This is a genomic window from Microcoleus sp. N3A4, from assembly GCF_036701805.1.
Taxonomy (GTDB): domain Bacteria; phylum Cyanobacteriota; class Cyanobacteriia; order Cyanobacteriales; family Microcoleaceae; genus Microcoleus.
On the sequence record NZ_JAUBRJ010000030.1, the window covers coordinates 28874 to 54320 of the forward strand.

Consider the following 25447-nt stretch of genomic DNA (forward strand, 5'->3'; position numbering starts at 1 on the left):
GTTTCTGCAGAGTGCGTTTGTTTGTAGTGAGTACAACAGTCATCAGAATTTTATGAAAACTTGCATTCCTCACTACAAACGAATTGGATTGCGGTCGATCGACCGGACATCCTATCAGTCTAAGTTTTGAGAAACTTTAACTGGCGCGGGCCCAGGAGCTGCCATTGCGATCGCAGTTTTTTCGCTCAAAGCAACTAAAACTCCCGGCTGTACTCCCATGATTGCAATAATTATTGCTAAAACCAGCGAAGGAATGCGATCGTCCCAGCGGACTTGCGGCAAATTTACCACCAAATCCGAAAGGCGGCCGAAAAAGGCGCGGTTGACCATAATTAAAAAGTAAACTGAAGTTAAACCAGTGCCGATCATGCAGAGCAAAGTTTGCACGGGAAACACTGGCAAACTGCCCCGAAATATGAAAAATTCAGCAATAAATCCAGCCAAACCCGGAATGCCTGCACTCGCCATCACGCCGAGGATCATTAAGCTGCCAATCATCGGCAAACCGCGATCGGGATTGAACAAACCTTTGAGTACATCGATGTTGCGGGTGCCGGATTTTTTGTAAACAACGCCGACACTCAAAAATAGCAGCCCCGAAATTAAACCGTGGCTAACCATTTGCAAAACGGTTCCCAACATACTAATCGGAGTAGCTGCAGCGCTAGCTAACAAAATGTAGCCCATGTGAGCGATCGAACTGTAAGCTACAATTTTTTTCATATCTTTTTGGGCGATCGCGCAACTCGCCCCGTAAAGCACGCTTACCACAGCCCAACTCGCCAACCAAGGCGCCGCCACCGCCCACGCATCGGGAAACAAACCCAAACCAAAGCGCAGCATCCCGTAAGTTCCCAGCTTCAAAAGCACCCCCGCCAGCAGCACCGAAACCGGCGTCGAAGCTTCTACGTGAGCATCCGGCAGCCAAGTATGAAAAGGCACCAAAGGCATCTTAATCCCAAAAGCCAGCAACACCCCAGCCAGTAAAATAATTTGCCTTACCAAAGGTAAAGGCAATCCTCCTTGCAAATGCAATGCGCCCGCTCCACCAACCAAATCGAAACTAGAAGCACCACTCAGCCAAACAGTTCCCAAGAAAGCAGCCAGCAGTACAATGCCCGAAAAAGCAGTATAGATTAAAAACTTAGTAGCAGCATAACCCCGGCGCTCGCCTCCCCAAATCGCAATTAACAGGTAAAGCGGAATCAATTCTATCTCAAAAAACAGGAAAAATAGCAGCAAGTTTTGAGATAAAAAAGCCCCCGTTACGCCGCCGGTAATTAACAGCATCAAAGAATAATAAAATCTAGGTCTGCGGATAGACTCATCCGTAGCATAAATAGCTACCCCTGTCAGCAGAGTATTTAAAATTACCAAAGGCAGAGACAAACCGTCAACGCCGAGATTGTAATTCAATCCCAAAGCATCTATCCAAAGAACAAATTCCGAAAACTGTAAATGACCGGTACTAGCATCAAACTGAGTTGCCAAAATCACCGAGAGAATAAAAGTTATGCCCGCAATAGCGAGCGCGGCATTCCGAACTATCTTAGAACTCACTGAACCGGGCCACAACCCAATCACGGCGGCAGCCAACATTGGTATCCAGATTAAAGCACTGAGCATCAATTAAAACTTTCCTTTACTACAGATTTTTAAACTATATTTAACATTAACGCAAAGCAACTAAATATAAAAGCGATCGGCTAATTTTTTTTGTTAACATAGCTTCAGATGTATTTGGAACCGTCCCATGACCTCAAGTCTTACAGAAAGTCTCACAGACCGGGAAGATTTGCAAATTCAATCCGACTATCCTTCCACCCACTTAACAGTTGCCGACTTAGAACGGGTGCAAGTTATACTCTCGGAAGCACATCTAGACTACCAATTAGAACTGGTAGACGGGAAGATTATCGTTATGGGCCCATCAGACATTGTATCGAGCGAAATTGGACTTGAGTTTGGCAGACTTTTGGGGAACTGGGTCAAACCTCGCAAACTCGGACGAGTATTTGAATCTAGCGGCGGGTTTATCCTCCCCAATTCCGATCTGAGAGCACCGGACGTTTCGTTTGTGGTAGCCGATCGCCTCAAACAAAGTAAAAGGTATTTTGCCGAACTCGTTCCCGACTTAGTTGTAGAAATCAAATCTCAGTCCGATCGCCTCAAACCCCTGCAAGAAAAAATTCTATCATTCATCGAACTCGGAGCCAAAGTCGGAATATTAATCGACCCGGACAAGCGCACAGTAACAATTTACACTCCGACATCCGAACCAGTTGTATTGAGAGACGGCGACACGATTGCAATTCCCGATCTTTTGCCCGGTTGGGAAGTTCCCGTTGCCGAATTGTGGCCGATCGAGTTTGAGTAAAAATCGATAAAAAAGCAGACAAACCCAGAAGAAAATCACCTGCGTTCATCTGCGTTCATCCGCCCTCATCTGCGGTTGAAAATTAAATAACATCAGACAAAAAGCAGACAAACCCCGAAAAATTCATCTGCCAACCTCTACAGTTTAAAACTGCCAAATAATCAACGCCAGCAACACAGCAACCCCCCCCGCAATAGTCAACACATAAAACTGCGACTGACCGGTGCCGCTGTACTTCAACCCTTCGCCGCTGAAAATTGTCGCCAAACCGAACAAATTAACCGCCCCGTCCACCAAATACCTGTCTGTCCAAGCGCTGATTTTAGAAATAGAAGCCACAGCCCAAACGACAGTCAAGCGGTAAATTCGATCGATATAAAAATCGTAAGCAAACAAATCCTGCAAAACCGGAACAGGTAGCCGTACCGGTCGAGGTAACACCCCGTACCAATAAATCGCCACCCCAACCGCACAGCCAATCAACCCAGATAACATCAACAGCGGCGTATCCAGCGTCTTCAAAAGCAAATTTAAAGCATCAAAATCTCCTGTTTCCGCCCAAGGCCCGCTCCAACTAATTAACAGTTGCCACTTCTGCAACATCCAAGGCACTAACAGCCCCATCACCGTCAAAATTACCATTGGCAAAGCCATCGGCCAACCAACTTCTGGAGCTCTGCGAGTTTTCGGCTGCGGTTTTCCGACAAACACTAAACCGAATATGCGAGTTAAATTTAGCGCCGTCAAACCATTAACCAAAAGCAACACAATTACCAGCCACAAAGGCACCGTCCAAAAACCGTTGAGCCAGCGCCGCATCGCCCAAAAGTTGCCCAGAGGCAACAGCGCCACCATCCCCGCAGCGCCTACTAAATAAGCCGTAGTCGTGGCAGGCATCTTCGACCACAACCCACCCATTTCTGTTAAATCTTGAGTGTTAGTTGTGGTAATAATTGACCCTACGCTCATGAATAATAAGCCCTTGGCGATCGAGTGCGCGAACAGCAACAGCAAAGCAATGTCAACTTGATTGAGCCCCACTGCGATAAACACTAAACCCAAAGAAGCGCTGGTAGAATGCGATAGTGCTCTTTTGATGTCGATTTGGGCGATCGCCACCAAGGAAGCGCCAACAGCCGTCACCGCACCCAAAACCACCAGCACCGCATCAGTCACGGGCGACAGCGCTAAAACAGGCTGAAGTTTAATCAAAACATAAGCCCCTGCGCCCACAACTACCGTATTCCGCATAATGGAAGCCGGGTTGGGCCCTTCCATCGCCTCGTCGAGCCACAAATGGAAGGGAAATTGAGCGCACTTGGCCGTAGGTGCGGCGATTAAAGCCAAACCTAAAAGAGTCGCCACTACAGGAGACAAAGTTGCAGTTTCCGCCCATTTTTCCAAATCGGAAAAATTCAAACTTCCCGCTAAAGTTGAAAGCGTCACTACTCCCATCAACAGCGGCACGTCTCCTACACGCTTTGTTAAAAAGGCATCTCTAGCGGCTGTTACTACGAGCGGTTGAGCGTACCAAAATCCTACTAGCAAGTAAGTTGAAAGCGTCAGCATTTCCAACAAAGCGTAAGTTAGAAGCAGCGAGTCGCTAATCGCAATGCCGCTAATTGCCGCTTCAAAAAAACCCATCAGCCCAAAAAATCGAGCTAGCGCCCAGTCTTTTTCCATGTAGCCGAGAGCATAAATTTGTGCTAGTAAACTTATAACTGAAACTAACTCCATTGCTCCGACGCTGACCGTGGAGATTTGTATTGCAAAAGATAAATCTAAACCTGCTGCTTGCACCCAGTGCACGAGCAACTGTTGGGGCGGTCGATCCCAACTCGCTGTAAAAATAACTGACCCGTGTAGGAAAGCCAACACAGTCATTAGCAAATTAAAGTAAGCCGCCGGTCTCGGGCCTGTTCTGCGAATGGTGCCGGTAGACCACGGCAAAGTTAAAATTGCGCCTATTAAGCTATATAAAGGTACCCACCAACAGGCTTGGAGGAGAAATTGAGTCATTTAATCTATCCCTTAAACTTCAAATTACCGGCTGCCTTTATACAAAAACAGTCGCGGGCGATCGCCCGATACCCTAAAACTTTGACTAAACCCGATCGTATAGTTCTGGCAAAATAATTTGCACTCAACAAGATTAACTATACATTAAAGCATCAAAAGTGAAAATTTTCTCAATACAAAATTACAGGCTTCTCAAGTTCGGCGCTCAAAGAAAAAAATGCCTGCCGAGCGCCAAGACTGCCTGTTTTGCCCGTTTCCTCGCGATCCCCCTTGGGAAATCCCCAAGTTTCCCGACACTGAGAAGCGCTTCCTTGTACCTACCGAACTCTACTTTTCAAGTATTTTTACTTACTTTACTCCCCGATCGCCGCCGACATCTACTCCTCTCAATATTAAGATTATTAAAGAAATATTAAATTTTTCAAAGTAACATAAAAAAATTTAATTTTTGTTATTAAACATTATGATGTTAGTTTATATTGTCAAGGTGGACAGCTTCCCCTATTCTTAAAGGATAGGAAGCTTTACACTGCATTACTAAATAATGTGGGCCTCCCCGTCCAAATTTTTAGATTTCTCAAAGATTTGTAACGGTAATTTCGCTAATCCTCAAAGGAGATTCAAAAATGTCAATTGCCGTGGGAATGATTGAGACAAAAGGTTTTCCCGCTGTTGTGGAAGCTGCCGATGCTATGGTCAAAGCAGCCCGCGTTACCCTCGTGGGCTATGAAAAAATCGGCAGCGCCCGCGTCACAGTAATTGTGCGCGGCAACGTGTCGGAAGTCCAAGCCTCAGTCGCAGCAGGAGTGGAATCAGTAAAGCGGGTGAACGGCGGAGAAGTCGTCTCTACCCACATCATCGCTCGCCCCCACGAAAACCTAGAATACGTTCTGCCGATTCGGTATACAGAAGCAGTAGAACAGTTCCGAGGCTACTAAGTTCTTAGCGCACAAAAATTTCGTAAAACGAAAAGTAGTGCGATCTTCAAAAATTAACTGTTTAGTTCCCCAAATATTCAATCAGGAGTAAAACCAATGGCAATTGCAGTTGGCATGATCGAAACCCTAGGCTTCCCCGCAGTGGTAGAAGCTGCTGACGCGATGGTCAAAGCAGCCCGCGTCACCTTGGTAGGCTACGAAAAAATCGGTAGCGCTCGCGTTACAGTCATTGTAAGAGGAGATGTCTCGGAAGTGCAAGCTTCCGTCGCCGCCGGAGTAGAGTCGGTGAAGCGCGTTAACGGCGGACAAGTGATGTCCACCCACATTATCGCCCGCCCTCACGAAAACTTGGAGTACGTGCTGCCGATTCGCTACACCGAAGCTGTAGAACAGTTCCGCGAAGGCGTAAGCGGCATTCGCCCTCTCAACAGATCGTAAGAGTGGCGATTCCCTACGGGATAGCTTCGCTTCACGGCTGTTAGGGGCGTTTGGTAATTAAAAATTAAAAATTAAAAATTAAAAAGCGCGCTGTTTTTGATTTAGCATTTTTAATTTTTAATTGAGGTGGGCATGGGATATTGGTTATTAGTCATCATTCATGAGTCATTAGTTACTAGACGAAGAACTCTAAACGGCGGACAGCGGACTGAGTAAAGCTAATTAAAAAAGACAAGTGACAGTTTAAAAATGACAATCACCAATTACCTATTACCTATTACCTAAAATGCAAATGGCCAAAGTTCTCGGCACAGTTGTCAGTACCCAAAAAGAGCCGACGCTGAGAGGATCGAAATTTCTACTGCTGCAATTCATCAATGAAGAAGGTTCACCAGTTCCCGGCTATGAGGTAGCCGCTGACTGTGTGGGCGCTGGTATAGATGAATGGGTTTTAGTAACCCGAGGCAGCGCAGCCCGGATCGCGCCCGGGAGCGAAAACCGTCCGATCGACGCTCTGGTAGTAGGCATTATAGATACTGTCAATGTAGAAAACCGCCTCATTTACAGTAAAAAAGACGACCCGTACCGCTAGTTGACAGTTGGCAGTTGGCAGTTGGCAGTTGGCAGTTGACAGTTGGCAGTTGATAGTTGGCAGTTGATAGTTGGCAGTAAACAGTGAACAGCTAACAGTGAACAGTTGACAGCTAACAGTGAACAGCTAACAGTGAACAACTAACAGTGAACAACTAACAACTAACAACTAACAAAAAAATTTTCAGCTTAGGAGAACTTAATTTATGGCAGTCCGCAACGTTGCGGCTCCCCCGACGCCTTGGTCGAAAAACTTGGCTGAGCCCAAAATTCACGATACCGCCTTCGTACATTCCTTTTCTAACATTATTGGGGATGTGCATATCGGTTCTAATGTGATGATTGCTCCCGGGACATCTATCCGCGCCGATGAAGGCACTCCTTTTTATATCGGACAAGGAAGCAACATTCAAGACGGAGTAGTGATTCACGGCCTAGAACAAGGCCGAGTCACAGGAGACGACGACAAATCCTATTCTGTGTGGGTGGGGAAAAATACTTCCCTCACCCACATGAGTTTAATTCACGGCCCTGCCTACGTGGGCGACGACTGCTTTATCGGCTTTCGCTCTACGGTGTTCAATGCCAGAGTGGGCAACGGCTGCATTGTCATGATGCACGTACTAATTAAAGATGTGGAGATTCCCCCCGGTAAGTACGTACCTTCGGGAGCCATCATCACTAATCAGAAGCAGGCCGATCGCTTGCCTGACGTTCTAGATTCTGACGTTCAATTTGCGACCCATGTCATCGGCATCAATGACGCTCTGAGAACGGGTTATCGCTGCGCTGAGAACATCGCCTGTCTAGCACCAATTCGCAACGAACAAACTAAAAACCCAAATATGACTCAAACCAAATATTCTACCAATGCCGGCACCCAATTGAGTTCTTCTCTAGCCGATAGCATCCGCAATTTACTAGCTCAAGGATACAGCGTGGGAGCCGAACACGCCGACGTGCGACACTTCCGGACCGGTTCTTGGCGCACTTGCGGCCCGATTTCCTCAAAGCGCGACTCTGAAGTAATCGCGGCTTTGTCAGCTTGCATGGCTGAGCACGAAGGAGAATACGTCCGCTTGATCGGAATTGACACTAAAGCCAAGCGCCGCGTACTAGAAGAAATCGTCCAAAGACCGGGAGACAACGGCTCTAACGGTTCTAACGGCGCGCAAACTCACAAGTCTAACGGTAAAGTTGCACAAGCTCGCCACCACAATAGCGGTTCCGTGTCAAGCGGCAAATTGAGTGCCGAAACAGTGGCTCAGGTTCGCGGCTTGCTAGCTCAAGGCTACAAGGTGGGGACAGAACACGCCGACGCGCGCCGCTTCCGCACCAGTTCTTGGCAAAGCGGGGCTTCGCTGCAAGTGAGAAATGAATCTGAGGCGATCGCCGCTTTGGAAGATGTGATGAACCAGTACCCGGGCGAGTACGTGCGCTTGATCGGGATTGACCCGAAAGCTAAGCGGCGCATAGTTGAAGAAATTATTCAGCGTCCCGACGGCCCGGTTGCTCAATCGGCTAAGCCGGCAGCAACATCTAAGCCGGCTGGAACATCGGGATACAAAGCAGCTTCGACTGGTTCGGCGAGCAGCGGAAGTTTGACCGGCAAGACGATCGACCAAATCCGCAACCTGCTTTCCCAAGGCTACAAAATTGGTACGGAACACGCCGACGCGCGCCGTTTCCGCACCGGTTCTTGGAGCAGTTGCGCGCCGATCTCCTCCAACCGCGAATCCGAAGTGATTTCCGCCCTCGAAAGCTGTCTCAAAGAACACAGCGGCGAGTACGTCCGCTTGCTGGGTATCGACTCCAAGGCCAAGCGCCGGGTGCTCGAAGAAATTATCCAGCGACCTTAATTTGCAAGGTATTTAGGTTGTTTCTCCCGTTAAGTCCTCGCGCTGGGCCCACGGGAGAAACCCAAGCAAATTTAAGTTGGATTTTAGATATTTAGAGAGCTCGATTGAGAACAGTTGGTCAAAATCTAGAATCTGCTGAAACTTTCTAGAAAACGTTAAAGCATCAAGCTTCTCAATATAGTAAATTCTCGTTTCTTAGATTGACCGCGTTAAATTTATCAGTCGAGAAAACGCAGTAATTTAAAGTCCTTGTATCTAAAATTATAGCTCATGTCATGGTGAAGTTGAATGTATTTATCGCCACTGCAATTAAGTAGCAACTCTCAGATTTTGATGAGTGGCGATGTAGTTGTGAATGAGGGTGCGACGATCGCCCCTGGAGCAATCCTGCAAGCAGATCCGGGCAGCCGGATTTCGATCGCCGCCGGTGCGTGTATCGGCATGGGAGTTATCCTTCACGCCCGTGAAGGTACTCTGGACATCGGGGCAGGCGTGATTCTGGGTGCAGGGGTGCTAGTGGTAGGTGCGGGAACGATCGGGGCAAATGCCTGTATTGGCGCGGGGACGACGCTGATCGATCCTTGTATCGACAAAATGCAAATTTTGCCAGCAGGTTCTCTAATCGGAGATACCAGCCGCCAAGTTGCACCAGAAGCAACCGCAGCAGCAACCGCAGCACCGGAAACACCCTCCGCCAGTACGCCACCGGTCGATCGACCGATCGAGCCGATCGATCCACCAGAACCCTCTCAAACACCGCCTCAAACTGCGCCGGAGACTGCCCCTGAGCCGCCGGAATCCACAGCCGCAGAGCAGCCCCAACCAGGGGAGACGCCAACTATTCTCTACGGCCAAGCTCACATCAATCGGCTGCTGGGAACGCTGTTTCCGCACCGGCAAGCTTTTAATCGATCGGAGGAAAACGGTCAAAGTCTCTCGGGCGGTTCCGGGTAGCCCTCATTTCGGCAAAAGGCAGCTATGCTGAAGGCAGAAAGATCAAATATAAATAGGTAATCTCATATTATTCGCAGCTCAGAAATTTGTCAGGCATTGCAGCGGAAATCTGTGTCTTGTAGCTCGTGCAGTCTGTCTTCTCATCTGAGAAACTAAAACTATCAACAAATTTTTATTTTGGGCAGTTTCTAAAGGTAATAGAAGATGGACGGACAAACAGATCGTAACAGTCACGAAGAGCGATCGCAGCGCCAGGAATACTTCAAAGACACTGCTTTGGGTTTGGTATCCACCAAGAGTTTTCCGGCAATTGTGGGGACTGCTGACATGATGCTGAAGTCGGCAGGGGTGATTTTGGTAGGATACGAAAAAATTGGTTCCGGTCACTGTACGGCGATCGTCCGGGGCAGAATTTCGGATGTGCGTTTGGCTGTGGAAGCTGGAGCTCAGACTGCTGAACAGTTCGGGCAGTTTGTTTCTAAGTTGGTGATTCCTAGGCCTTTGGCTAATTTGGAAGTGGTTTTGCCGATCGGCTTTCGGCTGACGGAACTTTCCGAAAGCGGCAGTTATTCTCGGCTTAGCAATCAGGCGATCGGTTTGCTCGAAACCCGGGGATTTCCGGCAATGGTCGGCGCTTGCGATGCTATGCTCAAATCCGCAGACGTACATTTGGCCGCCTATGAGAAAATTGGCGCCGGTTTGTGTACGGCAATTATTCGCGGTGCAGTCGCAGATGTCGCAGTAGCCGTAGAAGCGGGGATGTACGAAGCTGAGCGAATTGGCGAGTTGAACGCGGTGATGGTAATTCCGAGGCCTTTGGAAGATTTGGAGCAAACTTTGCCGCTGGCGAGTTGCTGGATCGAACACCGTAAACCTGTGATGATGCCCGTGTCGGTTAAGGAAAAGGAACAAGAATTGATCGAACTTCCAGATTTGGAGAAATTGACTGTTTATGTGGAAGAGGAAATCAATCGGTAATGGGTAATCGGTAATGGGTAATTAGGCAACAAAAGTTTGTAGAGACGTGCTGCGGCAAATACTGAGACGAAGTTTATCAAAAAGATATAAATTTTACTCAGTGGGACTGCTGGCAACAATTTATACTGAGTAGCTGTCTCAAACTTAATTTGGCGATCGAGCCGATCGCAGCCCAATCAAAAGATACAGATCGCAAAATTAAGCTAGACTTTTAAGCGAAAGTCGATCGGGTAAACAATCGAACTGACGAAATAAATCCAGCCGAGGTGCATACTCTTTCAAGAGGATTTAACTGCTGTTAAAATAAACATAAAATCCTGTTTCCGGTAGATTGCCTAGAATCAGTCAAGAGTTACTCTGACCGCAGGCGGGCGATCTTTCAACAGATTAACGGCTGTCGAACTAAACCCTGACTGCAAAGGAATCAACCCCCAGAATCAAGCAATCCTGAAAGTTGACCTATGAACCTCAAACAATTTTACAAACGCGGTTTGCACAGCGCCAAGAAAGGAAACTATGAAGCGGCACTTGAGGACTTCGATCAGATATTGCAAGTCAATCCCGCCGATGCCAAAGCCTATAACAATCGCGGCTTGGTTTACTATTACATGAAAGACTACCAAAAGGCGATCGCAGACCTCAGCCAAGCCCTAGATATCAATCCTAATTTGTTCGAGGCTTACTTGAATCGAGGTAATGCTTGGCGCCATCTCGGAGAACACGAAAAAGCCATTGAGGATCTCAACTGCGCTTTAGCAAGTAAGCCTAACAGCCACGCTATCTACAACAACCGGGGACTTGTACTTGCTAATTTAGGACATTACGAAGAAGCAATTGAAGACTACAATCGAGCTCTCTCTATCAATTCCCACAATTATAAAACCTATTACAACCGGGGGCGCGCTTACTACCTTTTGGGAGAAAAAGAGGCAGCAACGGAGAACTTTAACGAAACGCTGCGGTTGAACCCTAGATATATCAAAGCTTACATAAATCGCGGCCTTTCTTTCCACCAATTAGGAGACAATACGCAGGCGATCGCCGACTATAACACTGCACTCGGCATCGATCCAAACAATGTTTATGCGTATTATAACAGAGGTTGCGTTCGCTATAAATTAAAACAAATGCAGCTTGCAATTGAAGACTTTAACAAAGCAGTGGAACTCGATCCTAACTATGTTAAAGCTTATCTCAACCGGGGTTTAGCGCTGTATAAACTTGGAGATATTGCGACAGCAAATAAGGATTTTTACCACGTCATGTGCATCAATGCTGAATCTTATTTATACTACCAGGCCCAGCGGTGCACGCCTGATATTAATTCGTACTTTAAGGAAGCGCCGCAGGTAGAACTTAATAATGCTGTCGAATACTACAATACAACCTTAAATACGATGTCAACTTCCTTAAGTTCGGCTGCATTAAACGCGGTATGGAATCAAGAAGATTTGGAGAAGAGAGACTCGATTATCTGTGAAGGTGAATTTATCAATGATTGATTTAGTCGGCAGTCATAAGTAATTGGACAGAATTAATTACACACTGATTTTTTGCTAATTTGTTACTAGACAAGGCTTGTAGCCCAACTTTTGTGTAATTAATTGTGTCCTACTACTTATTTTGTGTGAGTGGGATGCTAGCACTCCACTCGCGAGTTACGGTGCGTGACGGTTGAGGCTTTTTACACAAGCCCAAATCTATTCACAGTCACGCACCCTACATCTTATACTGCTACTGCCAAAAAGGCTACTGAGGGTTTCAATCCCTGATAGAGATTTAGGTATTTTCCGGCGATAAGCTCTGAAGATGGTTATATTTCTTTAAAAGAAAGCTCGTTTCAATCCCTAATAGAGATTTAGGTATTTTCCTGCCTAAATTTACCTCAGTAGAGATTCGCGACATTAAGACAACAATGAATTGGTTGGGAGCAATAAATACTATTGTTAAGCTGTTGCGGCATTTAAATTGTCTGTAAAAAAACAATCAAACAATGAGTGGGGAGTAGGGTTGGGCGTCGCGCCCAGAATATGCAATTTAAATGCGCGACAGCTTAATCTTTGTTTTATTAGGCTGATGGTTACAAGGCTTGCAGCCTTTTATATCTCAAATGGGTTCTATAGAACCGTTACTGACGATCGGGCTACCTGTATATTTTGTTGGTTTTGTCAAGTACAATTTATACCAAATTAGATGAGCTTACCCTGCAGGGCCGGCCGACTTGCTCAACCAGTTGAAAGCGCGGCGTAAAAAGTCGAGGGCGGACTTGGCTGATATGGAGGCACTGTTGGAGATACTCAGCTACTTGGAAAAGTCGGACTGAGCGAAGGATGAGCGGAAAATGGAATATCTTAGAGAGCAATAAATCTGAAACCCGTTACCTGTAAAGAGTTAAAGTCAATCGGGATGACAGGATTTGAACCTGCGACCCCCTCGTCCCGAACGAGGTGCGCTACCAAGCTGCGCTACATCCCGAATTTAGTCACTATCTCTTTAGGATATCACATTCAAGTCAAAATTGAGCAAGCTCGTATATAATAATTAGTAAAACACTACTCAGGCGGAGACAGACGTGACAGTTAAGCCCCAGTGGTTGCGAGTTAAAGCCCCCCAGTGGGAGCGCGTCGGCAACGTCAAAGAAATTTTGCGGGATTTAGCCCTGAATACGGTTTGCGAAGAGGCTTCGTGTCCGAACATCGGCGAATGCTTCAACGCAGGTACTGCCACATTTTTGATTATGGGCCCGGCTTGTACCCGCGCCTGTCCTTACTGCGACATCGATTTTGAGAAAAAGCCCAAACCTTTAGATCCGACGGAACCCGAAAGATTGGCGCAAGCTGTGCAGCGGCTCAAACTCAACCACGTTGTGATTACTTCTGTCAACCGGGACGATTTGCCAGATGGAGGCGCGTCTCAGTTTGTCGAGTGCATTCAAGCGGTGCGATCGGCGATGCCCGATACAACTATAGAAGTTTTGATTCCCGACTTGTGCGGCAACTGGCAAGCTTTAGAAATTATTCTTGCAGCCCGCCCAGAGGTACTAAACCACAATACCGAAACCGTAAAGCGACTTTACCGCAAGGTGCGGCCGCAAGGAAAGTACGATCGCACCTTGGAACTATTGCAGCGAAGCCGCCAACTCGCACCTGGGGTGTACACCAAATCCGGCATCATGGTGGGCCTCGGAGAAACTGACGCCGAAATTCGGGAGGCGATGCAAGACTTACGGGCTGTCGGCTGCGATATTTTAACAGTTGGACAGTACCTGCAGCCGACTCAAAAGCACTTGAACGTAGAAAACTTTGTGCCTCCAGAACAGTTTGATGCTTGGAGAAAGTTTGGCGAATCTTTGGGATTCTTGCAAGTTGTCGCTTCTCCCTTAACTCGCAGTTCGTATCACGCCGAACAGGTGAGGGAACTGATGAAACTTTACCCGCGCTAGCAATTTTAATTTGAGTGAACTGACGCGCAGATCCCCATTCTCAATCAGACCAGATCGATCGGGTAACAGCGAGGAAAAACCTGCGCTTTCTATGCAAGCCCAGTGCAAAAAACCCGGTTTCCGATCCTGGGGATCTTGAAGGAGATCGCCGGGGAAGCAGCAGCCAACTGCAAAACAATTATCGGTCGATCGCCCCCTCAAACTCGCGACTGACGCAAAAGACATCCAGGAACCCGGTTTTTGCGTCAGCCACTAACTCGGTACTGCGGACTGTACAAACTCTGGATGTCATATTCTGTAAGAGATTAAACTTGCGTTCTCGCTGCGGGATATTTAATCGAGAGCGCCGAGTTATATAAAGTTTTATTAAAAAAATCGCTAATTTTCAGAAGTGATCGGGAACCAGCTTATTGGTGATGAAGATTAACTTAACTTCTGACGAACGTCACTTGTTTCTAGCCAGTCACTATCTATACTAGCTACATAAACAAAGAAGTACAACACACTTTTCGGGCCTTCAACCTGTTACATCAGAAAGTTCTTAGCGTTTTCCAGAATCTTGGTAAAACAAGTGGGGCAGCAAAAGTTCGATCGAACAACAGCAGAAAAGTCAGGAAAGTTAGTAAAGAAACACAAAGCGGTGATGCTTCGTCTTAACAAAGTGGGCATCATAATTATAAATAACCGCTAAGCGTAGCATCTTTTCACCCGGAGCAACTGAGAAAATCACTATGCCAGCCACCTCTTTTTACGCTGAAGCTGAATTCGACGAACAACTGCGAGTCAATCCCTTGCAAGATGATGTGTTGGATGAAGATGCTGAAGAAGCTGGAGACGAGATCGACCAAGACCCAGCAGATACAGAGGATGCAGACCCAGCAGCCAAATTGCAAAAAAATGCCAGCCGCCGCACTACAGATTTAGTGCGCCTGTACCTCCAAGAAATAGGTCGGGTTCGTCTTTTAGGTCGAGACGAAGAAGTCTCGGAAGCTCAAAAAGTTCAGCGCTATATCAAATTGCTGGAATTGCGAAAAACCACTGCTTCCCAGGAAGAAGGGCTGATTCAGCGTTTCGTGCATTTAATTGAGGTGCGCGATCGGTTGGCAGCACAGTTGGGACACAAACCTTCCCTGGAACGCTGGGCATTAACCGCCGGCGTCGCTGACGTACCAGAACTCAAGAAAATTATGGCCGAAGGTAAGCGCCAGTGGGCCGAGTTAGCAGAAATGACGGTCGAGACGATCGAAAGAATTCAAGCTGAAGGCGTTGAAGCTAAAGACCACATGATTAAGGCGAACCTGCGCCTGGTGGTTTCGGTGGCGAAAAAATATCAAAATCGCGGTTTAGAATTGCTCGATTTAATACAAGAAGGTACTTTAGGACTGGAGCGAGCGGTAGAAAAGTTCGATCCGACGCGGGGCTATCGGTTTAGCACCTATGCGTACTGGTGGATTCGGCAGGGAATTACGCGGGCGATCGCCACTCAAAGCCGCACCATCCGCCTCCCCGTCCACATCACCGAAAAACTTAACAAAATCAAAAAAGCCCAGCGCAAAATTTCTCAAGAAAAAGGTCGGACAGCTACGATCGAAGATATCGCTGTCGAGTTGGACATGACAGCGCCCCAAGTCCGAGAAGTTTTGCTGCGAGTCCCCCGGTCTGTTTCTCTGGAAACTAAAGTGGGCAACGAAAAAGATACAGAGTTGGGCGACTTGCTCGAAACCGACAGCATCTCCCCAGAAGAAATGCTGATGCGAGAAGCTTTGCACCGCGACTTGCAGCAACTGCTGGCAGATTTGACCAGCCGAGAGCGGGATGTAATTCTGATGCGCTTTGGTTTGGGCGACGGACACCCCTACTCGCTGGCAGAAATTGGTCGCGCTCTCGACTTGTCCCGCGAGCGAGTGCGCCAAATTGAAGCAAAAGCTTTGCAAAAACTCCGTCAACCCAAGCGCCGCAACCGCGTGCGCGACTATCTGGAGTCTCTGACTTAAATTTGCCCGCGGGCCCGCCGGAGCGCGGAGCGAGGCATTAGGCACTTATGCAGAAGGCAGAAGGAATTCGGCAGAAGTAAAAATTTTCATAACTTCTAAACAACTTCTCTGTCCTCTGCCGCAAGGCATAAAGTCAGTCAAAAGTCAAAAAATATCAAAAACCAAATTTTTTCCTCAACCTTTTTTTCAATAAGCTTCGATATTTGCAAATATCTCGATCGTTGTGTATTATTGTCAATAGGCAGACTTTCTTGAGAGGGTCACTATGGCACTTTACACCGCGTCCTCATTCAAATCCGAACTCAATGACAAAGGCTGGCGGATGACTCCCCAACGGGAAACTATCTTGCACGTTTTTCAGAACCTCCCCAAAGGCAATCACCTGAGCGCCGAGGATTTGTACACTTTGTTAAAAAATCGCGGAGAAAACATTAGCTTGTCCACCATTTACCGAACTTTAAAGTTAATGGCAAGGATGAGCCTCCTCCGCGAACTCGAACTAGCCGAAGGTCACAAACACTATGAAATAAATCAGCCTTACCCGCACCACCACCACCACTTAGTCTGCGTTCAGTGCAACAGAACGATCGAATTTAACAACGACTCGATTTTGAAAATTGGCATGAAGCAAGCTGAAAAGTCTGGGTTGCACTTGCTAGACTGCCAGCTAACCATTCATACGGTTTGCCACGAAGCTTTGCGGATGGGATGGCCGTCTTTGGTTTCCAGCAATTGGTCTTGTCCGAGGTCGATCGCCCAGCACGGCATCAGCGCCACGGATGTAATCGAGTGACAGTGCACTATTTTCTGATTTCAAGTACGGCTTGTTACCTTTTTTAACAAAACTCTTCGGCGCAAGTGCGATCGCAGTTACGCAGAAACCGGGTTTCTTAAGAAAAATACATCATTTCAGGAATGAGTCGGAAACCAGAAACCCGATTTCTTTGATGTAGCATCCGCAAGTCCGGGGCTAAAAAGTTTGGCTCAACAAATCGTCGCTGCTGACCCCGTAACTGCGCGCTCGCTCGATCGATGGCGTTTTTCGTTGAAGCATCAAAAACTCCGCCGATCGGGCCTGTGTAAAAGCCGAGGTCTTGCAGCCGCCTTTGTCATTGCTGAATGCTCGATCGAGAGTTAAAACTGCTGCTAATTGGAACAGCACGAACAGCCACCCGCCCAGGTAATCCGTTTTGGAGCGCAGCCAAAGTCGCCGGAGTGGCAATACCCGTCGCCGGTGACAAATTGCGTTCCTGTTGAAACGACAGCACCGCAAACTCGGTCTCGGCTCCAAATACTCCGTTCACCGGACCGGGGTTTTTGCCCAGACTTCTGAGCGCAGACTGAAGCTGTGCGACAGCAGATCCAGTATCGCCCCGCCGTAGACCAGCGGCGATTTGCGGCACAGGCGCGGAGGCCTGCTTGTTGGCTTGTCGCAAAGCCGATCGAGTGCTGCGATCGACCCTCCCAGTCCCGAACAGCCCGCTATCCCTCTGAAAGCGGATCAAAGCTGCCTGAGTCGGTCGATCGAACCAACCGTGAATCTGGCTCCTGTAATAACCCAATTCTTGCAGCCGCCGCTGCACAAATTCTACTTGTCGGCCTCTATCGCCCAACTCCAGAAAATCTCCGTCATTAGTCTGTAGGTCATTTTCCTCAGTCCATGAGGTAATTTGAGCTTCCCTCATCTGGGCATCTATAGCAGTCAAAGTAGCAGTGTCAGCGCAGCCGTCAGAAACCAGATTGTAATCTTGCTGAAAACGAGTCACAGCGTAGAGAGTGCGTTCGCGAAACTTGCCGTCAACGCCACCTTCAAAATAGCCCAAAGCTTTTAACTGCCGCTGGATCAAGTCTACCGTCGCCCCTCTGTCCCCGAACCGCAGCCCCTTGCAACCGCCATGTCCCGAAATATTCCCCGGAAGCGTAACGGGGGGAATCGGCCTGGTGGAACCAAACAGCAAAGCTAAAGTTTGCCTGTCAGCAACTCCAGTCACCTGCAGTCGATTAATTCGCTGGAAGTATCTAACCGCATTTTGAGTAACTTCGCGAAAACTCCCTGTGGGATGCGCGTTGAAGTAGCCTAGCTGATGCAACCTGCGCTGGAGGGCCGAAACATCTGCACCCGCGTCTCCAAAACCCAGTTCCCGATAATTTGTATGGTATGTTGTCAAAGAGGTTTTAAAAGGTCGATCGTCATCCCCGGCAAAACTGTTGAGTGCTATCACAGTAGCTCGATCGGGCCTGCCAGTTAGCGACAGTTGATAGTCTCGCTGAAAATTAGTCAGAGCTTGTCTAGTAACCGGGCCGAGTTGACCTGTCGAAGACCTGGGAAAATAGCCGAGATCCCGCAACCTGTCTTGAACCGATCGCAAATTTGGGTTTCTCGGATCTATTTGAGCAAAAGCCGCACCGGCTGCACTCAAAACCGACACCATCAAAGCCAGAGACAGCAAACGGACATAAGTCTGACTCGATAGGTTTTGCCACTTGGGCCAATCAAAAATTTTCGACTCTGCGGGTGCTTCGCAAACAAGAGCAAGTTCGAGGTAGGCGAGGGATTCCATAACTTTTTAGTGTGAAATTGTGGTTGAGGTGTACGAGCAAACTCAAGCTGAGCTTTGGGCTGCTGCGGATCGATCGAGGCTAAGTTTTACCTGTTTGCGCGAAGCACCCGTTTTTGAAAAAATTTGCCTTCAAAAATAATTACAGGTAACAACCAAGATAGCATCGCTGTTTATAGAGACGCGAGTCAAGAAAAAAGTTTGCAGGCACAGTCTTAGCCTTTGAGACCAAAAGACGATAAGTTCTAGGGTAGTGCTGGCTAATATTTTATCTGGCTGCCGCTGAAATTACCACAAGACTTGCGCGCAAGCTGTAATTACCTTAATTTGTTGTCTGGGAAAGAGCCTGAAAGCGCAGGTTTTTTTGTTAATAAACGCGGTTTCTTCATGTTGCGAGTGCGTCTGGGAAAGTACCGCCGATCGACAGAAAAACGAGCAAATAAAAATCCCCACCCTTGCTAGTTGCCAATAGGACGGGGATTTTTTGATAAGTTGACTTTGTATTAAAAAATTGACATCGCTTAAATTAAGCCGAACCGATCGCAAATTAAAGCTACTCCCGCTGCAAAAACCGTAATTCCTAATGCCAAAAGTGGATTTTGCCCTCGGCTAACTGCAAAAGAGGTGACAACCCCAGCTCCCAAAGCCGCAGTAACAGCAGCAGTCGCCAAATCTCGATCGGGACGTTTGTCGTACATATTTTTTATGGTTGGTAGCTGTTAAGCTGAAAACTTACATCTTGCGATCAAAGCTACCACTCTTGCCTCTGCGGAGGTGACAACAGCCTGCGTTTTGCAACTAAGCTTAAAATTTTGCTAAGTTTCTTAACATACTCTCATCAATCACATAATTTAAACTTATGTTATTCATGAGTTTTTCTGTTGAGTTTTAGCTGGTGAAACCTTTTGTCTGCTGAGCTTTTATGTGAAATTGAGGAGTTGGCTGGGGCGATAGCACCCACAATGTCAGCGTCTCAGACGGCAATCCCAACTAGCGAATGAATGCAATCTTGTCTAGTAAAATCATGAGGACTAAAGTTTAATGGCACTGCTCAAGCGAGCTCAAAAAAGCTGTAAGGCAAGATATACATAGATCGTTGCCTTACAAACCAAAATATCTCTCTAAGCGTATGCCAAATCCTGCGTCCATTCTCTTTCCAACAATTTTTACTCTTCATCGCCTTGACAAAAGGGCAGTCTGCTTGATGCCAATTTATTCCCTAATGCTAACATCACAGTTGTTTTGTTCGTCTCCAGAGGGCATGGATCGCAAAGATTGAGCGCTAGCTTACGGCACAAACTCCATTGGCATTGAGGAGTGCGAGATTATTAAAGAGAGAGGGATTTTTATGGTGTGAGCCACAAGAAATTACTCAACAAGCATTATCGCTCATATTTCTAACTTTCCCGGCCATTATATTTGAAAAATTTTTCAAATAATTACTGCCTCATTTTAGTAGTTCATGGCTGTCAAGAAAATCAATACCCTTACCCGACAGCGTACAATTTGCCTTGAGAAAGTTTGAAAATATATGGATAGCCGACGGGTCAACATTTAGTTATGATATTAAAGACCAGATAATTAAGATAGGTGCTGGCACAAAAAAGACACCTTCGTACTACTCAGATATTGCACGCCAGTCAATCAGCCTCAAAAAACTAGGTTTTTGGTCATTCGATGGAGGAAAGATCGAGGGTTGTAGAACTTTATTGAGAATGGTGCAATATCTGAGTAGTACGAAGGTGACGGTTGCCTCATCAAGCTGACGGGGTGACAAGCAACTTGAAAGCTTAGCTATACAAGGGTTTAAGCCGATTAATCTCAAACGAGATGGAGGACTGCGACCGCTTAATTCGTGATGAGATAAACTGATGATAATTATGAATTACGTTAGGGTAGCATATTGATCGATCGGTTCTGTTAGTTTCCTTGCTAATACCTGTATGAAAAAACTGCTCGCGACCATTTCACTGCTATTGAATGTCATTGTCTTAACAGGGATTTTAGGATGGGCAATAAAGACGGGGTATTTAGGTAGAATCCTCGTCATGTTTAATGAAACTTATATCGAATTACCCACAGACACCCTCAGTTCTAACCCTTGGTGGGAGGATGAAGTTAAGTATCAACTCGATCTGACTAAACAAACTCAAATTGATACTTGCTTTTTTGGCGATTCTATTACCTATGGGCTGGGGAATACTATGGGTAATGATACTTTTAATTTTGCCTTACCCGGTATGTCAACAATTTCTCAGCTTGAACAGCTAAAACAATTAACTGCCGATCGAGTTAAATGTAATAAAGCCATTATTGCCCTCGGTACTAATGATGCGATTTATCGAACGACGGATGCACAATTTATTAACAATATGCAGCAAATCATCAGCATTATTAGAACAAAAATGAACGCCAAAAAAGTGCTGTTAATCCCTTCATTTTACTCAACGGTTGCAGCCAGCCACGATCTCACACTAGCGGGTCCTTTGGAAAGAGTGGAAAAAATTAGATCGTTCACTCGTCAAGTGGCAGCGACAGAGAAAGTTTTGATAGTAGAAAAAGAAATTCAGCCCCTTTATGAAGGGACAGTCTTAAAAGAAAATGCAACAAAAGATGGCGTCCATCTTAACTCTGAAGGTAGAAAAATTTATCGAGGAGCCTTATTAAAAATACTGCGGTGACAACCAACTTGAAAGCCTGGCCAGACAAATAAAACCCTTGATACTGCTAGATTATAAGCTTACGTTATCACCACAACTACGGGAGAGCCGATAATCCTATCCAGCTAAAGATGCGATCGCCACTTTCTCTATTAAGCGCAGCTTAATAGAGAAATGGTATGAGCTGCTGCATACCAGAGGCAGATAGCAGCTCAGATAGCAGCCTAAAGTTTTGCTAAGGCTCGATCGATATGCAGTCTCATTTTTTCCGCCAAGAGAGGGACATTGGGTTCTTGAAGGATAGTTAGATGATTTCCAGGGATATCATATATGTCTAATCCTCCAACCAACAGTTCATTCCAGTTTTCCAAAGTGCTAAAGTGACTTTCCTCCATCGCCCGGAACAAAATCGCCCTGCCTGGGTAAGGCTGTGGCCTGTAACTGTTGAAAGCGTAATCCCGAAACTCTAATCGAGGATCTACAGGAGCATTATTAATGTTAGAAGTCGATTTAGCCTTCTGAAATTGTTGTATCTTTTGGAAAACATAGGTAAGCCCTTTTTCGCGCAGCTTTTTGGCATGAAAAGCAAGCTTCTGACTCAATGACAGTTGGTTTTGCCCTGGAATCGCACTATCCAAAAGGCACAGTAAAGCTACTTCCTCACCCTGTAAATGAAGTTGATGTGCCATTTCAAAGGCTACTAAGCCACCCAATGACTCACCCGCTAGGAGGTAAGGGCCTGTAGGCTGATGTTTTTGTATTTCTTTGAGGTAGCGAGTGGCCAGATCTGGAATACTCACTGAAGGCGTTGGTGATTGGTCAAGTTTATTCCTTTGGAACATATTGACTTCCTCTTTGACATAGACTCCATAACAGGTTTGGTCTTTGCCCAGGTGTCTTGATAAATTATAGTAAAGGAATATGCCGTAAATAAAGAATAAAGGCAGTTTGGAACTACCTTTCTGAATCGTGACTAAAGCCTGCGAAGCAGACGAGAATCTTTGTTTACGAAGGGTGTTAGCCAACTGCTGAATCGTTTGCGATTGGAAAAGGATAGGTAAAGGTAGCTCTTTATTGTAGGTTTTCTCTATTTCACGAATTAGGGATATCGCTAATAGGGAATGTCCTCCCATCTCGAAGAAATTATCTGTCGTACTGATGGGTGAAGTATGCAATACTTCTTCCCAAATATTGACGAGTTGAACTTCCAAATCATCCTGGGGCTTGGCAAATTCTCCTGGCTTTTCTTGCGTTGCTTGAGTTGGAGTGGCGGGTGTGATTGGTGGTTGGGCAGATTGTTGAGGTGCGGGTAGAGCTTTACGATCGACCTTACCATTAGGTGTTAGAGGTAGAGCTTCCAAGAAAACGAAGATAGACGGCACCATATATTCTGGTACATACTCCTTGAGCAGACTTCGCAGTTCTTCGATGGTTGGGTTCTGATTGTTGACGGCGACAATATAACTCACTAGACGCTTGTCGCCAGGAAAATCTTCCCTGACGATGACCACCGCCTGCTGCACATTGGGATGTTTGACCAAAACAGACTCGATTTCACCGAGTTCGATGCGAAAACCGCGAATTTTGACTTGAAAATCTAGGCGACCCAAACACTCAATATTTCCATCTGGCAAATAACGCGCTAAGTCCCCCGTCTTGTAGATTCGTTCGGTTTCCCGAAAGGGATTAGGAATAAATCTCTCTGTCGTTAAATCGTCACGTTGCAAATAGCCTCGGGCTAATCCTGAACCACCAATATGTAATTCCCCAGCCACCCCAACGGGAACAGGTTGCAGGAGAGGATCTAAGATGTAGATATCGGTGTTGGCGATCGGCTTACCAATTAAAATTCGCTGTTGGGCATCTTTGATTTGATAAACCGTTGACCAAACTGTTGTTTCTGTCGGCCCGTACATATTCCAAAGTTCCGTACCTTTGGTTAACAATTGGGCAGCCAATTCTTTAGGCACGGCTTCCCCACCGGCGAGCATTTTCATCGGGGACTGACCTTCCCAACCCGATTCCAGCAATAATCGCCAAGTCGCTGGGGTCGCTTGCAGGATCGTAATCCCCGATTGGGCGATCGTCTTTAATAACTTTCTGCCATCCATGGCAGCTTCCCGACTCAGGATGACAACCTGCGCTCCCACAGTCAGGGGTAAGTACAGTTCTAAGACTGCAATATCAAAAGAGAGAGTGGTGACAGACAGCAAAATATCCGCCTCACAGATTCCCGGTTGCTCGCGCATCGAATTTAAAAAATTGACTGCCCCGCGGTGAAGAACTTGTACGCCTTTGGGCTTACCCGTAGAACCAGACGTGTAAATGACGTAGGCCATATTTTCTGGCTTAACACTTGCGATCGGTGTTTCCTGGCTCTCTTGAGCAATCAGGGGCCAATCCGCATCCAAACAGATGACCAATGCTTCTTTGGCTGCTTTGGTAGGCAGGTTCTTGACAAGCTGCTGTTGTGTTAACAATAGTTTGGCTTCGGAATTCTCGATCATGTATTCCACGCGATCGGGAGGGTAGTTCGGGTCTATGGGAACATAGGCTCCGCCCGCCTTCAGCACACCTAATAATCCCACCAGCATTTCCAGAGAACGATCGACACAAATGCCAACTAAATCATCTGGTTTTACCCCTTTTTTTTGTAAATAGTGGGCCAGTTGATTGGAGCGTTGATGCAGTTCTTGGTAAGTTAATGTTTGACCTTCAAAGGAAACCGCAATTTTCTCTGGAGTTGCTTCTGCTTGCCCGGTCACTAAGTGGTGGAGGCATCGATCTTGTGACTCATCTGTTTGAGTCTGATTCCATTCCACAAGCAACAAATTTTTCTCTTTGTCTGGCAACAACGGCAATGCAGAAATCGGTTGTTGTGCATGAGCCACAATCCCAGCCAACAAAATCTGGAAATGCTCGTTCATTCGTTCAATGGTTTCTGCATCAAACAAATCCGTGCTGTAAGACCAACTCCCCTCCAATCCTTCGCTGGTTGGTTTTAAGAACAAAGTTAAGTCAAACTTCCCTTCGTTATTTTCAATCACCCAAGGACTTGCCGTTAATCTTGACAGATCTATTTTTTGGAAGGGAATATTTTCCTCAAAGACAAAGGTCACTTGAAACAGAGGAGAATAGCTCAAGTCGATCTCTGGACAAAATTGATCGACCAACAAGCAATAGGGTACATCTTGATAGGCTTGCGCTAACAAAACGACTTTCCGCACTCGTCCCAGAAACTCTGGGAACGTGGGATTGCCGGACATATCTGTACGGAGGGGGACAGCATTCACAAAATTTTCTGAATTCACACGGCTCACAAAGGGGGAGCCAACGATCGCATCTTCCGTCCCTGTATAGCGATACAGCAAAATATTAAACGCAGCTAACAGGGTTGTTGATAGGGAGACCCCTTCCTGCCCGCCCAATCTGCCCAGGGCCGTCGTGATTTCCCCAGAAATGCCAAAAGATACAGAAGCTCCCTGGAGGGATTGCTCTGGGGGGCGTGGCCGGTCAGTGGGGAGGGGCAATAAAGGGGGAGCACCCGCAAGTTGTTTTTGCCAATAGGCGAGGGAGTCTTGAAGGGGGAGCTTTCGTAGCTCTGACATCAGAGTTGTATAGGATGTTTCGTAGATTGCCCGATCGATACATTGCAATTTGGGATCGTAATACAAGATTAATCTCAGAATCCCCAAGGCTGCGACCCATTCTTTAGCTCGTATATATCTCTGGATTTCGTAAGGCAATCGATCGCCAAAAAGCTTAGTCCAAGATTTTTTACCTTGTTCGTATGCCGCTATATATTCTTCTTTTCCAGTCTGTTGAATGTAACTCCATTGCCGACCGTGAGATAGTCTTGCCTGGAGCAGCATTTTTGCCGATTTACTGGATAGGTTATTGCCAGTGTAGCGATATTTAGAAACGACTTCACCGTGAAAATATATCGGAAATTCACGGGCCACCCGCAGAAATAAATTGATATCTTCCATCGGCACTAGACTTGGATCAAATGCACCAACAGACTCAATAGAGACGGCCTCCAGAGCCACGCGCCGAAAAATAATACAACCGCATTGAATCTTGTGCTGGGTGGCTAAAATGGTTTGATAATTAGCAATTTCAGGCTGATTTTCATATTTCTCTTCTACTTTGTAGGAGCCATCAGCTTGAATGGAATAGAAGAAATAACGACCAAATACAAAGCCCACCTCTGGCAGGGCGTTGATGTGCTTGACTCCAATCTCAATCGCTTCAGGTAAAAGGCAGTCATCACTATCCAGGAAAAGAATATACTCTCCCGTACTAACCCGCAGACCAGTATTGCGTGCAGCAGCAACGCCTTGGTTTTTTTGATAGACGTATGTTACTTTCGGGTAGCGATCGCAGATTTCTTTCGTATCATCAGTAGAGCCATCGTCTACTACAATGACCTCAAAAGGAGGGTAACTCTGTTCAAGTACGCTCTCAATTGCTTCCGGTAAAAATTGGGCGCTGTTATAGGAGGGAATCACTACTGATACGTTTTTGGTCATTTTCTATACTTCCAAACTTTTGTTAAATGTCACTCGCTGTACCCAGTATTAAGAATATATCTCTCCGAAATCTATCTGTCCAGACATCCATCTCTCACAACACTGTA

At 46.6% G+C, this 25447-nt stretch carries 18 protein-coding genes, 1 tRNA gene and 1 pseudogene; 13 read left to right on the forward strand and 7 right to left on the reverse strand.

Annotated features, from left to right (window positions below; all coding sequences use genetic code 11):
* Nucleotides 1-114: 114 nt before the first annotated feature.
* Nucleotides 115-1626 carry an NADH-quinone oxidoreductase subunit M gene (locus tag QUA56_RS18255; RefSeq protein ID WP_333360088.1) on the reverse strand — a complete coding sequence of 504 codons (1512 nt, stop codon included), beginning with the start codon at nt 1624-1626 and terminating at the stop codon, nt 115-117.
* A 127-nt stretch (nt 1627-1753) separates the two neighbouring features.
* Between QUA56_RS18255 and QUA56_RS18260 the strand changes: the two genes are divergently transcribed.
* Nucleotides 1754-2377: a Uma2 family endonuclease gene (locus QUA56_RS18260; RefSeq protein WP_333360090.1), complete on the forward strand. Its 624-nt coding sequence runs from the start codon at nt 1754-1756 to the stop codon at nt 2375-2377.
* A gap of 144 nt (nt 2378-2521) precedes the next feature.
* Here QUA56_RS18260 and QUA56_RS18265 read toward each other — a convergent pair whose 3' ends face one another.
* The gene (locus QUA56_RS18265; RefSeq protein WP_333360092.1) at nt 2522-4396 is read right to left on the reverse strand and encodes an NAD(P)H-quinone oxidoreductase subunit F; all 1875 of its coding nucleotides are present in this window, start codon (nt 4394-4396) and stop codon (nt 2522-2524) included.
* 217 nt (nt 4397-4613) lie between these two features.
* Between QUA56_RS18265 and QUA56_RS18270 the strand changes: the two genes are divergently transcribed.
* From QUA56_RS18270 to QUA56_RS18305, 8 genes are all read left to right on the forward strand, one after another.
* The gene (locus tag QUA56_RS18270; protein WP_333360094.1) at nt 4614-4826 is read left to right on the forward strand and encodes a hypothetical protein; all 213 of its coding nucleotides are present in this window, start codon (nt 4614-4616) and stop codon (nt 4824-4826) included.
* Nucleotides 4827-5022: 196 nt separating this feature from the next.
* The gene (locus QUA56_RS18275) at nt 5023-5334 is read left to right on the forward strand and encodes a carbon dioxide-concentrating mechanism protein CcmK (RefSeq protein WP_006635059.1); all 312 of its coding nucleotides are present in this window, start codon (nt 5023-5025) and stop codon (nt 5332-5334) included.
* A 96-nt stretch (nt 5335-5430) separates the two neighbouring features.
* Nucleotides 5431-5772, forward strand: coding sequence for a carbon dioxide-concentrating mechanism protein CcmK (locus tag QUA56_RS18280; RefSeq protein ID WP_006635058.1), 342 nt, complete (start codon nt 5431-5433; stop codon nt 5770-5772).
* A gap of 286 nt (nt 5773-6058) precedes the next feature.
* Entirely contained in the window at nt 6059-6364 is a 306-nt protein-coding gene (locus tag QUA56_RS18285) for a EutN/CcmL family microcompartment protein (RefSeq protein WP_293133525.1), read from the forward strand.
* Between the two features lie 205 nt (nt 6365-6569).
* Nucleotides 6570-8222, forward strand: coding sequence for a ribulose bisphosphate carboxylase small subunit (locus tag QUA56_RS18290; RefSeq protein ID WP_333360099.1), 1653 nt, complete (start codon nt 6570-6572; stop codon nt 8220-8222).
* A gap of 288 nt (nt 8223-8510) precedes the next feature.
* The gene (locus QUA56_RS18295; protein WP_333360100.1) at nt 8511-9176 is read left to right on the forward strand and encodes a carbon dioxide concentrating mechanism protein; all 666 of its coding nucleotides are present in this window, start codon (nt 8511-8513) and stop codon (nt 9174-9176) included.
* A gap of 204 nt (nt 9177-9380) precedes the next feature.
* A complete protein-coding gene (locus QUA56_RS18300) occupies nt 9381-10154 on the forward strand; it encodes a BMC domain-containing protein (protein ID WP_333360102.1) in 774 nt (257 codons plus the stop codon).
* A 461-nt stretch (nt 10155-10615) separates the two neighbouring features.
* The gene (locus QUA56_RS18305) at nt 10616-11656 is read left to right on the forward strand and encodes a tetratricopeptide repeat protein (RefSeq protein WP_333360104.1); all 1041 of its coding nucleotides are present in this window, start codon (nt 10616-10618) and stop codon (nt 11654-11656) included.
* An 899-nt stretch (nt 11657-12555) separates the two neighbouring features.
* Here the strand turns inward: QUA56_RS18305 and QUA56_RS18310 are convergent.
* A tRNA-Pro gene (locus QUA56_RS18310) sits at nt 12556-12629 on the reverse strand.
* A gap of 91 nt (nt 12630-12720) precedes the next feature.
* Here QUA56_RS18310 and lipA point away from each other — a divergent pair.
* The 3 genes and pseudogenes from lipA to QUA56_RS18325 form a co-directional block, all read left to right on the forward strand.
* A pseudogene (gene lipA, locus QUA56_RS18315) lies at nt 12721-13596 on the forward strand (lipoyl synthase); the annotation flags it as partial.
* A 731-nt stretch (nt 13597-14327) separates the two neighbouring features.
* A complete protein-coding gene (gene sigC, locus QUA56_RS18320; RefSeq protein ID WP_333360107.1) occupies nt 14328-15590 on the forward strand; it encodes an RNA polymerase sigma factor SigC in 1263 nt (420 codons plus the stop codon).
* 265 nt (nt 15591-15855) lie between these two features.
* Nucleotides 15856-16383: a transcriptional repressor gene (locus QUA56_RS18325; protein ID WP_333360110.1), complete on the forward strand. Its 528-nt coding sequence runs from the start codon at nt 15856-15858 to the stop codon at nt 16381-16383.
* 97 nt (nt 16384-16480) lie between these two features.
* Here the strand turns inward: QUA56_RS18325 and QUA56_RS36855 are convergent, their stop codons facing one another.
* The 3 genes from QUA56_RS36855 to QUA56_RS18340 all read right to left on the reverse strand — a co-directional run bounded on the left by QUA56_RS36855 (nt 16481) and on the right by QUA56_RS18340 (nt 18846).
* On the reverse strand, nt 16481-16690 hold the full coding sequence (locus QUA56_RS36855) for a peptidoglycan-binding domain-containing protein (protein WP_445242923.1): 210 nt from the start codon (nt 16688-16690) through the stop codon (nt 16481-16483).
* A gap of 9 nt (nt 16691-16699) precedes the next feature.
* The gene (locus QUA56_RS18335; RefSeq protein ID WP_333360113.1) at nt 16700-18151 is read right to left on the reverse strand and encodes a peptidoglycan-binding protein; all 1452 of its coding nucleotides are present in this window, start codon (nt 18149-18151) and stop codon (nt 16700-16702) included.
* A gap of 518 nt (nt 18152-18669) precedes the next feature.
* Complete coding sequence (locus tag QUA56_RS18340; RefSeq protein WP_333243964.1) at nt 18670-18846, reverse strand: hypothetical protein; 177 nt, start codon at nt 18844-18846, stop codon at nt 18670-18672.
* A 1245-nt stretch (nt 18847-20091) separates the two neighbouring features.
* Between QUA56_RS18340 and QUA56_RS18350 the strand changes: the two genes are divergently transcribed.
* The gene (locus tag QUA56_RS18350) at nt 20092-20829 is read left to right on the forward strand and encodes an SGNH/GDSL hydrolase family protein (protein WP_333360117.1); all 738 of its coding nucleotides are present in this window, start codon (nt 20092-20094) and stop codon (nt 20827-20829) included.
* A 203-nt stretch (nt 20830-21032) separates the two neighbouring features.
* Here QUA56_RS18350 and QUA56_RS18355 read toward each other — a convergent pair whose 3' ends face one another.
* Nucleotides 21033-25340, reverse strand: coding sequence for an amino acid adenylation domain-containing protein (locus QUA56_RS18355; protein WP_333360119.1), 4308 nt, complete (start codon nt 25338-25340; stop codon nt 21033-21035).
* Nucleotides 25341-25447 lie beyond the last annotated feature (107 nt).

Coding starts and splice junctions, on each gene's coding strand:
- sigC (WP_333360107.1), top strand. CDS start 14,328: ATGCCAGCCACCTCTTTTTACGCTGAAGCTGAATTCGACGAACAACTG.
- QUA56_RS18290 (WP_333360099.1), top strand. CDS start 6,570: ATGGCAGTCCGCAACGTTGCGGCTCCCCCGACGCCTTGGTCGAAAAAC.
- QUA56_RS18335 (WP_333360113.1), bottom strand. CDS start 18,151: ATGGAATCCCTCGCCTACCTCGAACTTGCTCTTGTTTGCGAAGCACCC.
- QUA56_RS18355 (WP_333360119.1), bottom strand. CDS start 25,340: ATGACCAAAAACGTATCAGTAGTGATTCCCTCCTATAACAGCGCCCAA.
- QUA56_RS18275 (WP_006635059.1), top strand. CDS start 5,023: ATGTCAATTGCCGTGGGAATGATTGAGACAAAAGGTTTTCCCGCTGTT.
- QUA56_RS18265 (WP_333360092.1), bottom strand. CDS start 4,396: ATGACTCAATTTCTCCTCCAAGCCTGTTGGTGGGTACCTTTATATAGC.
- QUA56_RS18350 (WP_333360117.1), top strand. CDS start 20,092: ATGAAAAAACTGCTCGCGACCATTTCACTGCTATTGAATGTCATTGTC.
- QUA56_RS18295 (WP_333360100.1), top strand. CDS start 8,511: ATGTATTTATCGCCACTGCAATTAAGTAGCAACTCTCAGATTTTGATG.
- QUA56_RS18300 (WP_333360102.1), top strand. CDS start 9,381: ATGGACGGACAAACAGATCGTAACAGTCACGAAGAGCGATCGCAGCGC.
- QUA56_RS18280 (WP_006635058.1), top strand. CDS start 5,431: ATGGCAATTGCAGTTGGCATGATCGAAACCCTAGGCTTCCCCGCAGTG.
- QUA56_RS18325 (WP_333360110.1), top strand. CDS start 15,856: ATGGCACTTTACACCGCGTCCTCATTCAAATCCGAACTCAATGACAAA.
- QUA56_RS18285 (WP_293133525.1), top strand. CDS start 6,059: ATGCAAATGGCCAAAGTTCTCGGCACAGTTGTCAGTACCCAAAAAGAG.
- QUA56_RS18260 (WP_333360090.1), top strand. CDS start 1,754: ATGACCTCAAGTCTTACAGAAAGTCTCACAGACCGGGAAGATTTGCAA.
- QUA56_RS18255 (WP_333360088.1), bottom strand. CDS start 1,626: ATGCTCAGTGCTTTAATCTGGATACCAATGTTGGCTGCCGCCGTGATT.
- QUA56_RS18340 (WP_333243964.1), bottom strand. CDS start 18,846: ATGTACGACAAACGTCCCGATCGAGATTTGGCGACTGCTGCTGTTACT.
- QUA56_RS18305 (WP_333360104.1), top strand. CDS start 10,616: ATGAACCTCAAACAATTTTACAAACGCGGTTTGCACAGCGCCAAGAAA.
- QUA56_RS18270 (WP_333360094.1), top strand. CDS start 4,614: ATGCCTGCCGAGCGCCAAGACTGCCTGTTTTGCCCGTTTCCTCGCGAT.